The 14,460-nt window shown below is 60.0% G+C and carries 13 protein-coding genes; 5 read left to right on the plus strand and 8 right to left on the minus strand.

Annotated features, from left to right (window positions below; all coding sequences use genetic code 11):
- Positions 1–35 precede the first annotated feature (35 nt).
- Positions 36–1,100 carry a LacI family DNA-binding transcriptional regulator gene (locus tag LJD29_RS01385; RefSeq protein ID WP_446743962.1) on the plus strand — a complete coding sequence of 355 codons (1,065 nt, stop codon included), beginning with the start codon at positions 36–38 and terminating at the stop codon, positions 1,098–1,100.
- Here LJD29_RS01385 and LJD29_RS01390 read toward each other — a convergent pair.
- The 7 genes from LJD29_RS01390 to LJD29_RS01420 all read right to left on the minus strand — a co-directional run bounded on the left by LJD29_RS01390 (position 1,086) and on the right by LJD29_RS01420 (position 8,227).
- Positions 1,086–2,057, minus strand: coding sequence for a GDP-L-fucose synthase family protein (locus LJD29_RS01390; RefSeq protein ID WP_446743963.1), 972 nt, complete (start codon positions 2,055–2,057; stop codon positions 1,086–1,088). The genes LJD29_RS01385 and LJD29_RS01390 overlap by 15 nt on opposite strands.
- 19 nt (positions 2,058–2,076) lie before the next feature.
- Positions 2,077–3,159, minus strand: a complete 1,083-nt coding sequence (gene gmd, locus LJD29_RS01395) for a GDP-mannose 4,6-dehydratase (RefSeq protein ID WP_446743964.1) — start codon at positions 3,157–3,159, stop codon at positions 2,077–2,079.
- A 121-nt stretch (positions 3,160–3,280) separates the two neighbouring features.
- On the minus strand, positions 3,281–3,535 hold the full coding sequence (locus LJD29_RS01400) for a hypothetical protein (protein WP_446743965.1): 255 nt from the start codon (positions 3,533–3,535) through the stop codon (positions 3,281–3,283).
- A 78-nt stretch (positions 3,536–3,613) separates the two neighbouring features.
- On the minus strand, positions 3,614–4,573 hold the full coding sequence (locus LJD29_RS01405) for a VTT domain-containing protein (RefSeq protein ID WP_446743966.1): 960 nt from the start codon (positions 4,571–4,573) through the stop codon (positions 3,614–3,616).
- 197 nt (positions 4,574–4,770) lie between these two features.
- Positions 4,771–5,997 carry an HlyD family secretion protein gene (locus tag LJD29_RS01410; RefSeq protein WP_446743967.1) on the minus strand — a complete coding sequence of 409 codons (1,227 nt, stop codon included), beginning with the start codon at positions 5,995–5,997 and terminating at the stop codon, positions 4,771–4,773.
- Positions 5,998–5,999: 2 nt separating this feature from the next.
- Positions 6,000–7,415, minus strand: a complete 1,416-nt coding sequence (locus LJD29_RS01415; protein ID WP_446743968.1) for a TolC family protein — start codon at positions 7,413–7,415, stop codon at positions 6,000–6,002.
- 245 nt (positions 7,416–7,660) lie between these two features.
- The gene (locus LJD29_RS01420) at positions 7,661–8,227 is read right to left on the minus strand and encodes an RNA polymerase sigma factor (protein WP_446743969.1); all 567 of its coding nucleotides are present in this window, start codon (positions 8,225–8,227) and stop codon (positions 7,661–7,663) included.
- A gap of 183 nt (positions 8,228–8,410) precedes the next feature.
- Between LJD29_RS01420 and ppk1 the strand changes: the two genes are divergently transcribed.
- The 4 genes from ppk1 to sixA all read left to right on the plus strand — a co-directional run bounded on the left by ppk1 (position 8,411) and on the right by sixA (position 12,930).
- Positions 8,411–10,627 (plus strand): polyphosphate kinase 1, encoded by a 2,217-nt coding sequence (gene ppk1 / locus LJD29_RS01425; RefSeq protein WP_446743970.1) that lies wholly within the window; start codon positions 8,411–8,413, stop codon positions 10,625–10,627.
- Between the two features lie 169 nt (positions 10,628–10,796).
- Positions 10,797–11,699 (plus strand): hypothetical protein, encoded by a 903-nt coding sequence (locus LJD29_RS01430; protein ID WP_446743971.1) that lies wholly within the window; start codon positions 10,797–10,799, stop codon positions 11,697–11,699.
- Positions 11,700–11,703: 4 nt separating this feature from the next.
- Positions 11,704–12,336: a class I SAM-dependent methyltransferase gene (locus LJD29_RS01435; RefSeq protein ID WP_446743972.1), complete on the plus strand. Its 633-nt coding sequence runs from the start codon at positions 11,704–11,706 to the stop codon at positions 12,334–12,336.
- A gap of 69 nt (positions 12,337–12,405) precedes the next feature.
- Complete coding sequence (gene sixA / locus LJD29_RS01440; RefSeq protein WP_446743973.1) at positions 12,406–12,930, plus strand: phosphohistidine phosphatase SixA; 525 nt, start codon at positions 12,406–12,408, stop codon at positions 12,928–12,930.
- Here sixA and LJD29_RS01445 read toward each other — a convergent pair.
- The gene (locus tag LJD29_RS01445) at positions 12,882–14,441 is read right to left on the minus strand and encodes a Ppx/GppA phosphatase family protein (protein WP_446745918.1); all 1,560 of its coding nucleotides are present in this window, start codon (positions 14,439–14,441) and stop codon (positions 12,882–12,884) included. The genes sixA and LJD29_RS01445 overlap by 49 nt on opposite strands.
- Between the last annotated feature and the right edge of the window lie 19 nt (positions 14,442–14,460).

A 14,460-nucleotide genomic window follows, 5' to 3' on the forward strand; every position in this document is an offset into this window, starting at 1 on the left:
GTTCAAGGCCTAAAAAGGCGTCGACATCGAAGCAGATGCCCGACAAGCCCGTTCGTCTGAAAGAGCTTGCCAGCTACCTGGGACTCAATCCCTCTACGATCTCCGTCGTCCTGAACGACACGCCCGGCCGCTCCATCCCCGAAGAGACACGCCGCCGCATCAAGGCGGCCGCGGAACAGTTCAACTACCAGCCGAACCTGCTGGCACGCTCCTTCCGCAACCAGAAGACCCTGACGCTGGGAATCCTCGTCCCCGAGCTCAACGACGGTTATCACACTGAAGTCATGAGCGGCATGGGCGATTACCTGATGGGCGCCGGCTACTTCTACCTGACCGCGCACCACCGCCACCGTCCCGATCTGGTTGCGGAGTACGGAAAGCTTCTTATTGCACGAGGTGCCGAGGGTATTCTCTGCATCGACACAGCCATTGAGCAGCCGTTCCCGGTGCCCTGCGTAGCGGTAGCAGGCCACAAGAATATTGATAGCGTCACGAATGTCGTGCTCGACCACTCGCTGGCTGCGCGGCTCACGCTCACCCACCTGCACTCCCTGGGGCATCGCCGGATCGCTTTCATGCATGGCCAGCCCTTCAGCTCCGACTCTGACGAACGCTGGCGCTGCATTGAGACGATCTGCCGCGAGTTGAGCATCGAGATACAGCCCGAGTTGACGATTCAGCTCGACAAAGATGTCAGCTCGCCCGACCTCGGCTATCCGGTAGTGCGCCAATTGCTGCAGCAGAAAAAGCCATTCACCGCGCTCGTCTGCTTCAACGATGTCACCGGCATCGGAGCTATCCGCGCCATCCGCGACCACGGCCTGCGGGTGCCCGAGGATATCTCCGTCATCGGCTTCGATGACATCAAGGCCGCCGCCTATACGACACCCGGGCTGACAACCATCCGCCAGCCACTGGCCGAGATGGGCAGCTTCGCCGCGCAGTACATGGTTAACCGGCTGAACCAGTCAGAGGATTTTCGTCCGGAAGTCGCATTCGAACCGCAGCTTGTGGTCAGAGAGTCGACCGCCCCCGCAGCCGGAAGCTGCTTCGGGAACGGTCAACGTAACAAGCGGTCTAAGAGCTTAGGCGGGAGTTAAAACCAGCGCATCCTTGGCCCACTCGTAAGTCAGGCGAATGCCTTCGTCGAGTGAAGTCTGCGCCTTCCATCCTAGAGAGTTGATCAGGCCGACATCCATCAGCTTCTGCGGCGTGCCGTCGGGCTTCGAGGTATCGAACTCAAGGGAGCCTTCAAACCCCACAGCCCTGCAGGCAGCCTCGGCCAGTTCGCGGATGCTTAGATCCTCTCCCGTGCCGATATTGATCAGCGGCGGTTCCGAATCGTTGAGCAGCTTTGCGTACTTCTCTTCCGGCAGGTTCATCAGGAAGACGCTGGCCTGCGCGAGATCGTCGCTGTACAGCAGTTCGCGACGAGGCGTGCCGGTGCCCCATACAACGATCGACTTGTCCCCGTTCGCCTTGGCGTCAGCCGCCTTGCGGATCAGCGCAGGCAGTACGTGCGACTTCTTCAGGTCAAAGTTGTCGCCCGGTCCATAGAGATTTGTCGGCATCGCTGCCAGGTACTTCGTGCCGTACTGGCGGTTGTACGACCAGCACATCTCGATGCCAGCAATCTTCGCCAGCGCATACGGACGATTGGTCGGCTCAAGCGGACCGGTCAGCAGATACTCTTCCTTGATCGGCTGCGGGCACATCTTGGGATAAATGCAGCTCGAGCCGAGAAAGAGCAGCCGCTCGACACCGCTCTTCCATGCGGCGTCGATCACGTTGGTCTGGATCTCGAGGTTATCGCGGATGAAGTCCGCGGGATAGGTATTGTTCGCGAGGATGCCGCCAACCTTCGCCGCAGCCAGGAAGACGTAATCCGGCTTTTCTTCTGCGAAGAAGGCTTCAACCGCGGGACCGTTCATCAGGTCCAGCTCCGCGTGGGTGCGGAGCAGCAGGTTGGTGTAACCCTGCCGCTCCAGTTCCCTGCGGATCGCACTGCCCACCAGGCCACGATGCCCGGCGATGAAAATCCTGCTGCTCTTTTCCATCGTCTATTCCCGTGCGTGGTTACTCGTGGTAGTTGTAAGCGGTAAATCCATGGCGCTTGACCAGGGCATCGCGTTCAGCAGCGGTAAAGTCTTCCTTCACCATCTCCTGCACCAGCTCCTGGAACGAAGTGCGCGGAACCCAGCCGAGCTCATTCTTGGCCTTCGACGGGTCGCCGAGCAGCGTCTCCACTTCGGTCGGGCGGAAGTAGCGAGGATCGACAGCGACGACTACGTTGCCCTTCTCGTCATATGCCTTCTCATCCACTCCGGAGCCTTCCCAGCGCAGCTTCATGTCGAGGTAGCTGGCAGCGATGTTCACGAAGTCGCGAACGCTGTGCTGCTCGCCGGTCGCGATCACGTAATCGCGGGCCGTCTCCTGCTGCAGCATCAGCCACTGCATCTCGACGTAGTCGCGGGCATGTCCCCAATCGCGCAGGGCGTCCATGTTGCCGAGGTAGAGCGTGTCCTGCAGTCCGAGCTTGATGCGGGCCAGGGCGCGCGTGATCTTGCGGGTCACGAACGTTTCGCCGCGCAGCGGAGACTCGTGGTTGAACAGGATGCCATTGCAGCCATAGATACCGTAGGCCTCACGATAGTTCACCGTGATCCAGTAGGCGTAAAGCTTGGCGACCGCATAAGGCGAACGCGGATAGAACGGCGTCGTCTCTTTCTGCGGAATTTCCTGCACCAGTCCGTACAGCTCCGAGGTAGAAGCCTGGTAGAAGCGCGTCTTCTTCTCGAGACCGAGAATGCGGATGGCTTCGAGCAGACGGAGCGTGCCGATGCCGTCAGCGTTAGCCGTGTACTCGGGCTCTTCAAACGAAACCGCAACGTGGCTCTGTGCGGCGAGGTTGTAGATCTCGTCCGGCTGCGTCTTCTGGACGATGCGGGTAAGCACGGTCGAGTCCGTCAGATCGCCGTAGTGAAGAATGAAATGCCGACCCGAAACGTGCGGATCTTCGTAAAGGTGATCGATGCGGTTGGTGTTAAAGAGCGAAGTGCGGCGCTTGATGCCATGAACCTCGTAGCCCTTTTTCAGCAGAAACTCCGCCAGATACGCGCCATCCTGGCCGGTAATACCGGTAATCAGTGCTTTCTTCAAAACGAAACTCGCTCCTGTAGAAATAGTGAGAGGAAGACACAGGGCATAACAAAACAAATGAGGGGAATAGAACTTTAGTACTATTTTAGTCTGTCGAGCGGGAGAACTCCAACCTCATTCCCTACTCCAGCAGATCTTCATTGCTTGCATGCATCCAGCGATCCATCAGCGTCTGCGCGCAGCGGGCGCCGCACAGATGCTTCACGTTCGCGTCGTGAGATAAAAACGCATTCCAACGGGTGACTTTCAGCAGAGGTTGATCGGGATCGCCCTGCTTGGGAGATAACCAGTCATTCCACACCAGCCACCAGTCCGCAGCTTCTTCGCTCTTCGGCTTGCCGCATACATCGCAGGAATAAGTTTCTGTCCAGGCCATGTCCGGTCGCTCCAGGGAATATCTCTTCGGAAGTTAGCACAAAGACGGCTACCTAAAAAGCGCCTATCGATGAAACTGTCAGCTTGCCTGCGTCAGTTCAGCCGGCGCAATCTGCACCAGCGGATACCCTAACTTCTTCCACTCGTCATAACCACCGCGCAGTGGACGCACGCGGAAAACACCCTTTTTGCGGATCGTCAGAGCCATCTTGGCTGCCGTCGCCTCGCTCGGGCAGGTGCAGAAGAGCACGACGTCGCGATCGCGCGGGATGTCGTCGCTGTGTGCAACCAGCGCATCCGGCGTCATCAGCGTCGCGCCCGGCAAGGTTCGCGGATCGGGCAGATAATCCAGCGGATGCCTTAGATCGACAATGTAGACCGGCTGCTCCCGGTCAAGCATCTCCTTCAAATCCTGGGGTTCGAGTCTCGCCATCTTGATCTCCCGCAGAAATGCCCGCTGGCGCAGGAACCGCGAGAGCAGGAAGCCCATCAGCAGCAGGGCGAAGAGCAGGAAGGCGAAGTGTGCAACCCAGGAAAGCGCATGCGGGTGCTTTTTCAGAAGATCGCCGAAGAAACGGCCGCCGAGCGTAAAGGTAAGCGCCCAGATCAGGATGCCAATCACGTCGAAGGTCGCAAATGTTCGATAGTCCATGCCGGTTTGCCCGGCAATGGGAGCCGCCACCGAGCCGAGGCCGGGAATGAACTTCGCCAGGACCAGCGCCCACACGCCGCGCTTCGTAAAGTGGTCTTCCGTCTTGCGGACGCAGGAGGCCACCTCCATCGAAAGCCGGCAAAGCAGCCGCACCACGCCACCGCCGTACCGCTTCCCCATCAGGTACCAGAGACTGTCAGCCGCCAGGCTGCCGAAGATAATCGAGAGCAGCACAACGGGCAGATTCAGCTTGTGCGTCGCTGTCAGCGTGCCTGCGGTAATCAGCAGCGGCACGCTTGGAATCGGCACTCCAAGCTGCTCTGTAAAGACCCATAAAAACAGGATCCAGTAACCGTACTTCAGGAAAAAGCTGATCGCGATGGGCATCGCGCCGGGACCTCGATTATCGGTTCATTGTAGCCAGAATACTTTACATTTCAGATGTTTCGAAATCGGTAAATGATTCGCCGGGCAAAGTGGACGGGCCGGATTCCGCGAGTTCACCCGTTCAGCAAGCCGCAAGTGCCTGCGCGCGAAAAAAGGCGCCCGGAGATCCGGGCGCCTTTTGAAGCCGAACAGAATGGTTACTTGACTCGCACCTTCGGCTCGACCGAAAGACCCGGCCGCAACAGATGATCGCGGTTTTGGTCATGGTTGGTCAGGTCGATACGCACCGGAATGCGCTGCACGACCTTTACGTAGTTACCGGTTGCGTTTTCCGGCGGGAAGAGGCTCAGCACCGAACCCGTCGCGCCACCGATTTGCGTGATCTTGCCGTCGTACTTGCGTCCGCCGTAGGCATCGACAGAAATTTCGACCGCCTGGCCTGCGCGCATGTGCTCCAGCTGGGTTTCCTTAAAGTTAGCCGTGATCCAGATATCGTCGAGCGAAACGAGCGTCATCATGTTCTGGCCGATGCTGACGTTCTGGCCTACTTCAACACTCTTGCGGGTGATGATGCCGGCTTCCGGAGCGATGATCTTGGTGTAGCTCAGGTTCAGGCGGGCCTGGTCAAGCTGTGCCCGGGCCTGTTCGACCTGCGCTGCTGCCTGATCGGCACGCGCCTTCTGGATCGCTACCTGCTGAGGAGCGGTCTGGGCATTCTTGAGAGACTGTTGCGCCTGGAGAACACGGTCCTTGGCTACGCGAACCGCATCCTGCGAACCCAGTACCTGTGCCTGTGCCTGCGCAAGTGCCGCCTTGTTTCCGTTCGCCGCCGCAACAGCCGCATCGAACTGCTGCTTGGAGATAACGTCCTTCTCAACCAGGGGCTTATAACGCTCCAGGTCGAGCTGAGCCTTGGTATTGTTCGCCTCGGCCTGGCCCACGGCTGCCTGGGCAGCTTCGAGCTGCTTCTCCGACTGCGCGACCTGCGCATTCGCCGTCGAAACATCCACGCCGGCTGTGCGCAGATTGGTGCCCGTATTGATATTGATTACAGGTACGTTAACCTTCGCAGCCTCGTACGCCGCTTCAGATGCCTGCAGGTTGGCTTCATCCTGCTGGACTGCGGTCTGGAAGTCCTTGGGGTCGATCTCCACCAGGACGGTTCCCTTGTCGACGTACTGGTTCTCATCGACATTCACCTTGGTCACATGGCCCGCAATACGCGCGCTCACCTGGATGAGATGGCCATCCACCTGCGCGTCGTCCGTATCCTCGTAAAAGGTCGAGTGCCACCAGAAAAGGATGGCCCCTACGACAAGCACCGCGACCACGCCAATGATGATGAACCGGCGTCTGGACTTAGGCTTTTCGAGTTGCTGATCCGAACCTGAATTTTGTTGCTGATCCGGCTTTTCGTCGGCCACCGTTACTTTCCTCCCACGTAATTCTTATAGTTGTTCTCAGCCGCTCCAAGAGCGCGCGCCAGAGAGAGCTTGGCGACGTTGTGCCGGTAAAGACTGCTTACGTACTGGTTGTCAGCCTGCGCGACCGAAGTCAGTGCCTGCGAAACCGCCAGGTTGTCTGACACGCCTGCCGCATAACGCTGCTGCGCCTCGCTCAAAGCCTCTTTGGCCAGCTCGACGTTGCTGTGGGCGACTTCAACCTGTTTGGCGGCAGCCTGGATATCGAGAATGCTGTCCCGCACATCCGCGCTCACCTGCCCCGCATTGTCACTCAGCTTTGCCTTCTGCTGGTCGAGCTGCGATTGCGCCGTTTTTGCATCGCCGCGCAGCTTCGCTTCTTCAAACAACGGCACGTCGAGTGATCCGGTTGCATCGCCTGTACCGTGCGAGGTCGCAAGGTTGACACCGATGTCGCCGTAATCGCCGGAAAAGCTCACCGTCGGGAAGCGTTCCGCCGTCGCTGCCTTACGCGAAAGCTCGGCTGCCTTTTCCTGCTCCTGCAGGGCCTTGCGGTCCGGGCGCGCGTCGAGTGCCTGCTTCACAGCCGTATCGGCATCGAGATTATCGAGCGCTGCATAAGGAGCCTGGTCGGTAAGCTGAAATTTCTGCTCAAGCGGCAGGCCGATCGCCCGGGCCAGGGCAATCTTGTCTTTCTCATACTGATTCTGTGCCGAGATCAGGGTCTGCTGCTGCGTCTGGTAATCCACGCGAGCGCGAAGCTCATCCAGCAGCGGAGCTGTTCCGGCCGTGTGATTATCGACGGCCTGATCGAGTGAGACCTTGGAGGTATCCACCTGCGCCTGGTCATAATCAGTCGCAGCCTTGTCGGCAATGCAGGTCAGATACGCATTTCCAACGGTCAGCACGACCATGTCCCGAGCGTCCGCGGCCGAAAGCTTCGAACCCTCGAAGTTATGCTTCGAGGCCAGATAGTTTCGCAGCGAACTGATATCCACCAGCGACCACGACAGACTGCCGCGCAGGTCGGTGTAGCCATACGGTCCGATGATCGCCGGGAAACCCTGTCCCCGCAGACCCAGTGCCTGCAGATCGGTCTGCGAAACGGCTTCCTTCAGGCTGCCCGTCACCGTCGGCAGAAGTGACTGGAGCTGATCCAGCTCCGAACCGCGCGAGGACTGCGTGCTCTGGCTGGTCAGAATCAGTCCAAGGTTATGCTTGAGGCCGCGTGCAATGGCATCGTCGAGGGTCAGGTCCAGAACCCCGTCCGTCGCCTTCTCGTTCGTCTCGCTGCCCTGGTAGGTCGAGCTGTTGATCTGGGGCTGGATGACCTGGATCGGCGGTGGCGGCGTCGCAACTGTGCTGCTCGTGCCACCAAACTGGCCAAAGGCCGCAGGGCTAACTGCAAGAGAGGCAAGCATCAGCGCCTTCAGGCCCCGGCCGGCAGCCCTGTTACATGGAATTTCCTCAAACACGAAGGACAACACCCCTTGTGAAACCATAGTTTCCAGAAAGTTCTTATTAGGGTACGTGGTTTTGGATGCCAGGAATGCGGAAAGTATTCAAAAAGAAGTGAGCGGAAATCGTAGAAAAATCTGAGAAAAGGTATCCAGTTTGTGATGAGGAGCCGGAATCCGGGCTGGCCGCCCGGTTCCGGCCGACTGTTCTAAACCGTAGCGCCCTGCGCGCTCGAATGCACCAACGAAGACGTCAACGAGCAAAGCGCCTGCCGAAACAGGTCGCTGACCTGCGACGCCGACCATCCACCGTTCTTCGGCAGCGACTCCGCCGTTTCGCTGTTGTTCCAGCCAAGAATCGCGCGCTGCACAAAGATCGCACGTTGGGCCAGCGGCAGTTTATCGAGCCATACCCGCAGCTGCTGGCGGCCCGCTCCGCCGATCAGGTCCGAGACCGCCGCGGGCAGTACGCCGGCGGCGGAAAAATCGTCGTCATCGAGACAGGTAACCGATGCGCTGTCCGATGCGGCCGGCGCCACGAACTCCTCCGGCTTTGCCCGGCTCATCAGCGCCACGGCATCCTTCACCAGCTGGTGCCGCGCCTGATCGACCGCGGAGTCGCTTTCGTCGCAGGGGTCGATCTCGACCTCGGCGACCGTCTTCTCCACCAGGTTCAGGGCCTCGTTCTCACTGCCAAGCATCAAAGCTGCAAGCTGATATAACTCAGCAGCCGCATCCTGCGCTTTTAGAAGGCCTCCGCTGCAATCTTCCGTCATGCCTGTCCCTCCGTTACCCTGCCATTGTATCTCCTGCCGTCAAGCAGCCCGGCACGCCAGCGGCGATTCAGGATCGGCCGAAAGCATTTTCGCGGGATCTTCATCACTCAGCGATGGGGCTCCTGTATACGCATTATGTAAACTTTAGGGCACGCCGGAAGATGCCCCGGACCAAGCATTCCTATGACGACCCAGACGAAGACCGCGGAACCGCCGCAAAAGCTCTTCTTTGGCCGGGATGAATCCTGGCTCAGCTTCAACCGCCGTGTCCTCGAGGAAGCCCAGGACGAAACGAATCCCCTGGTCGAGCGAGTGAAGTTCCTCGCCATCACCGCGAGCAACCTCGACGAATTCTTCGAGATCCGCCTCGCCGGCATCATGCAGAAGATCGAAGACGGGTACGCAGAGCTGGCGCCCGATGGCACCACCCTCGAGCAGACCCTCGCAGTGCTCACAGAAGACGTTCACCGCTTCGTCGACGAACAGTATCGCTGCTGGAACAAGCAACTGCTGCCAGCCTTATATAAGGAGAATGTCCGGGTACTTGGCTGGGACCAGCTCGACGAGAAGGCGCGTAAGGCAGCCACCCAGTTCTACCAGCGCGAAGTCGATCCCCTGCTCACGCCGATCACCATCGACCCCGCCCATCCCTTTCCCCGCGTGCTCAACAAGGCCCTGTGCCTTGCCCTGTTGCTGCGCCGCAAGCGCAAGGGAACGGCCGGACCTGTCCTCGGAGTTCTTACCGTTCCGCGTGCATTGCCCCGCTTTGTACATCTGCCCTCGACCGAAGGCACGCAGGACTTCATCTTCCTGCACGACCTGATCGAAAGGAACGCCGCCGGCATGTATCGCGGTTACGAAATCCTTTCGAAAGCAGCCTTCCGCGTTACCCGCAACAGCAACCTCTATTTCCAGGAAGAAGAGTCGCGCAATCTTCTCGAGACCGTCCGCTCCGAGTTGCACAATCGGCGCAAGGGCGATGCCGTGCGCCTCGAAATCGAGAGCGATGCCGACCCGGAAATCATCGATCGCCTGCGTACCAATTTCGAGCTGGACGAGTCGCAGGTGTATCGCACCGACGGCCCCGTCAACCTGTCCCGGCTGATGAGCCTGGCGGGCGAGGTGCCGCGCTCCGACCTCAAGTTTCCGCCCTTCGTGCCCCACGAGCTGCGCATCAGCCGCAAGTCAGCAGACCTCTTCGAGGAACTGCGTTCGCGCGACATCATGCTGCATCATCCCTACGACTCCTACGATGCCGTCGTGGGCTTTATCCAGTCGGCCGCACAGGACCCGAACGTCGTCTCGATGAAGCAGACGCTTTATCGCACCAGCGCCGATTCGCCTATCTTCCAGGCCCTGGTCGAAGCCGCGCAGGCAAAAGAAGTCACCGCGGTTGTCGAACTGACCGCCCGCTTCGACGAAGCCTCGAACATCCGCTGGGCGCGCAATCTCGAGGATGCCGGAGTGCAGGTCTTCCACGGCATCGTCGGTCTCAAGACTCATTGCAAGCTGGCCCTGCTCGTCCGCCGCGATCCCGATGGCATCATGAGGCGTTACGCGCACCTGGGCACCGGTAATTACAACCCGAACACCGCCCGCTTCTATACGGACATGAGCCTGCTGACCTCGGACCCCGAGATCACCGCCAGCATGCACGCTGTCTTCAATTACCTGACGGCTCACTCCGAATCGGACGACTACGCTCCGCTGATGGTCGCGCCCCTCACCCTGGCCGAAAGCTTCATGCGGCTCATCCACCGCGAAACCGAGCACGCGCAGGCCGGCAAGCCGGCGCGGATCATCGCCAAGATGAACTCCCTGCTTGAGCCCAAGGTGATCGAGGCGCTTTACGCGGCTTCGCAGGCCGGTGTCGAAATCGATCTCATCGTACGCGGTATCTGCGCGTTACGCCCGGGCCTCAAAGGCCTGAGCGACAACATCCGTGTGCGCTCGATTATCGGACGATTCCTCGAACACAGCCGCATCTTTTACTTCCGCAACGACGGTAACGAGGAGATGTACTGCGGCAGCGCCGACTGGATGCCCCGCAACCTCTTCGAGCGCTGCGAAGTCGTCTTCCCGATTAAGGATGCGCAGATCTGCGCCCGCCTCCAGAACGAAGTTCTGGCGGCTTACCTGGCAGACACCGTCAAGGCCCGCCTGGCGGATTCCGAAGGCGTTTATCACCGCGTGCGTGACACCGATGCAGGCCGTAAACTGCCCGCCTTCAGTTCGCAGGACTTCTTCATGCAGGTTGCCGAAGGCAAGGCCTCAGCCGACGACATCCCAAAGATCGAAGTCCCCACGCCAAAACCCGACCTCAAGCCTGAGGTGGTGGCGGAAGCCAGGCCAGCGAAAAAGGCTCCCACAAAGAGACCCGCAAAGGTAGCCGCCGACTAAGGCACATCCTGGCCTCGATTTGCCATTCTGAACAAATCGAAAAATCTGCTGTTTCTACCGCGCACCGCAAAGTCGCCAAGAATGCCCAGGTACACGACTTTGCGGTGAACGTGCTTAGAAATCCATAGCCGGAAAGAATCCCGGAGCGCCAAACGCCTAAAATAGGTGCGTGGCTTTCGCGCCAACACCACTCGCTCTGGAGAGCCGGGCACCCACGCGGGGACTGGCCACTGGCCTCGTCCGGCTCTGGCATCTTCTCTCGCTCGATGCCCCGACGGTCGCGGCCCTCTGGGCCTGGGGCATGGCTCGCGCCGTCAAGGTTCACCTGCCGTGGAGCGCTCCGCTGCTGCTGGCTCTCGGCACATGGCTGCTCTACATTGGCGACCGTATCCTCGATGGGTTAAACGATCGGAAGCACGGCACGAAGCTGCGTAACCGTCATTATTTCTACATTCGCCACCGTCGTGCGTTCCTCGCCGCGGGCGCGTCTGGCGCGGCTCTGCTGATCTGGCTCATCGCCACGCGCATGACGCCGGCAGCCTTCCACGAAGATCTCATCCTCTTCACTTTGGCGCTGATTTATTTCGGACTCATTCACCTTTGCGGTCCGGCGATAGAGCGCTGGTTCCCCAAGGAAATGGCCGTCGGGCTGGTCTTCGCCTCGGCCACGGCAGTTCCTGCATGGTCTCGCCTTAACGGCCACCGCCTGCCGCTTGTACCGCTGGTAGCGATCTTCGCTGCGCTCTGCTGGATGAACTGCGCCGCCATCGAAAAGTGGGAGTCGCTCAGGGACACCTCCACAAATCATCGGCCGCCCCCTCACCGGACCACCCGCTGGGTGCAGCAGGCATTTCAGCCAGCGGCAGGTGCTGTTGCAATGCTCGCGGTCTGCGGCGCAACCCTCGCCGTCTCTTTCGGACTTTCCCTGCAAATGACAGCTCTCTACACAGCCTGCGTTCTCTCGGAACTCGTGCTCGCAGGTCTTGACCGGGGCCATCTCTCTGCCGGGCAGCTGCGCATCGCCGCCGATGCCGCCCTGCTCACTCCGCTGCTACTGCTGCTGATTCCCTGACGCTATGCCAGCCGACTTCAGCCGCATTGCCCGGCCCTACCGCTGGATGGAGTACCTGAGCTTCGGCACCCTCCTCGAAAGCTGCCGCTTCTATCGTCTCCCTGACCTTCGGAATGCTCGCCGCGCACTCGTCTTCGGAGACGGAGACGGCCGCTTCCTTTCGCGCCTGTTGGCCATAAACCCCGATCTGCGCGCGGATGTCGTCGATAGCAGCCAGGCCATGCTCAATTTATTGGCAGCCCGGGTGAAGAAGATAGGTGCGGAGGACCGGGTAACCCTCTACTGCATTGACGCTCTGAAATTCGTTCCCACCGGCGGATACGACCTCGTAGTCACCCACTTTTTCCTCGATTGCCTGGAAACCGCCGAAGTCGAAGCCCTGGCTCAACAAATGCGCAAGGCCGTATTAAAAAATGCCGTCTGGGTCGTCTCCGACTTTGCCGTCCCCTCGAACGCCGCCCGGCTCCCTGCCCGTATGCTCATCTGCTGCCTGTACTTAGCTTTCCGGCTTCTGACCCGGCTACGTACGAGCAAGCTTCCAGACCACGCCACGGCACTTGCCACGGCCGGTTTTCGGCGCATCAAAACAGAAAGATGGCTGGCCGGGATACTCGTCAGTGAGCTATGGATCGCCTGAACGAAACTCCTCGATTTGCCGGTCATCGAATTGTTACAATTGCGTGAATTTGCAGAAACGAGTTACGTTGTGAATCTTTATATACTTCGACATGCCAGCGCCGGAACTCGGCGGGCAAACCCCCTGCTCGATGTAAAACGCCCGCTCGACAGGGAAGGCAAGCAGCAGTGCTTCCTGGTAGGCAGCTATCTCAGCGCACTCAAAGTGCAGTTTGATCTCATCGTCTCAAGTCCGCTTAAGCGGGCACTCCAGACCGCCTCGCTGGTGGGTACGGAAACCGGCTATGACAGCCGGGTTCTCGTCTCACAAGCCGTTTCGCCCAACGCTACCGTGGCAGATTTTGAAAAGCTGGTAACCGAGATCTCTGTCCACGAGAATGTTCTGATTGTCGGGCACAACCCGAATCTCCCGCTCTTCCTGGGATCGCTGATCACACCGGGGCGCGTCAGTATTCGCATGCGCAAGGGCGCCATCGCACGTGTCGACATGACCCGTCGGCCAGCGATGCTTCACTGGCTGGTCGATCCGCGCATTCTGCGCGGCGTCTACGCCAACGTGACCAAGAGCTCGCGGCGGAAGATCTCGCGGAAGTAGTCGGCCTCTTTCCGCAGCGACCAAAGCTCGAGCTCAGCCCCGGTCCTTCCCGGACTTATTTCCAGGATGACTTTCTTCGGATAGACCCGCGTCCGCACACGCAGTACGTCGCTGGCGCGGTCCTGATTCAACGCCACGGCCAGCCGCAGCAGTACTACCCCGCGCTTCACGTGCTCGTGTTCCTGCACCGGAACCTGCCTCATGGTGCGGCCCTCAGGCTGTGGCCTGCTCTTGCCGATGTAGCGGGCAATTGCTGAAATCAGTACGCGCTGGCCGGGGGTGAAGCCATAAATTTCCGAGTTGGCGATGATGTATTGCGCGTGCCGGTGGTGCCCCTGGTAATTCAGGAACTTGCCGATATCACGCAGCATTGCCGCCGACTCCAGCCAGGTTTCATACTCGGCCGGAAGCTCGTGTACCGGCGCCATATCGCGGAAGAGCTGTGCCGCATGCAGGCGCACCGGCTCGGCATGGCGCGGATCGATTCCGTAACGGCGGCAGGTTTCGAGCACTGCCTCCCAGCGATCACGCTCGTATTGCTGATGGGCGAGCGTCCGCGAATCCTGCTCCGCCAGCATCTGCGCCAGGATGCCGTCGCGCAGCCCCATGGCCGAGTAGCGGAAGCCCGCCAGGCCAAAATGTTCGAGAATCTGCGCGTACACGTGCGCACCGGCAACCACAATCTCCGACCGGCGCGGCCCGATGCCGGGAACGGCGCTGCGGGCTTCGTTCCTGAGGCGGGTGAGCTTCTCCGCCAGCCGGCGCACATCTTTTACCGGAGCAACGTAGTCTTTCCCGGCGGTGCCCTTCGACATGACACGGCTTGCCTCGGAAAGAGCAGCCGCCGTGCCGGAGGTGGCGATGACGAGTGGAATGCCCGCTGCCGCGACCCGCTTGGAAGCCTTGCGTAGCTCGCGCGCGATGAACTGCTTCATGCGCGCCACTTCCTCCTTCTGCGGAGGGTCGTTCTTCAGGAACTCCTCCGTCAGCCGCACCGCTCCGATGGGCAGGCTGATCGTTTCGACAATCTTCTTGTGGTTCGAGTGAGAAATCTCGCAGCTTCCGCCGCCCAGGTCGAGCAGCAGGCAGCGCCCGCTGACGCCCTGCTCGTGACTCATCACGCCGCGGTGAATCAGCCGTCCCTCTTCGAGGCCGGAGATGATCTCGACATCCCAGCCCGTCTCATCCTTTACCCAGGCCAGAAAAGCGCGGCCATTGCGGGCATCGCGCATGGCCGCAGTGGCTACGGCGCGCACCTGGTCGGCGCTGTGCAACTGCACAGCCTTGTAGAAACGCTTCAGAGCGGCCAGGGTTGCGGCCATCGAATCCGGCGAAACCAGCCCGGTCTCAAAGACGCTCGCTCCCAGCCGCGTGACCTCGCGATCTTCGTGCACCACGCGCAACCGGTACTGCACCACCCGGGCGATTTTCAGTCTGCAGGAGTTCGAGCCGATATCGATCGCCGCGAAGGTTTGCGGCGCTTTTCCATGCGCGGGGGTTATTTTGGCCATCGATTGGAAGATACACGAC

Source organism: Silvibacterium acidisoli, assembly GCA_022870745.1.
Classification (GTDB): Bacteria; Acidobacteriota; Terriglobia; order Terriglobales; family Acidobacteriaceae; genus Silvibacterium.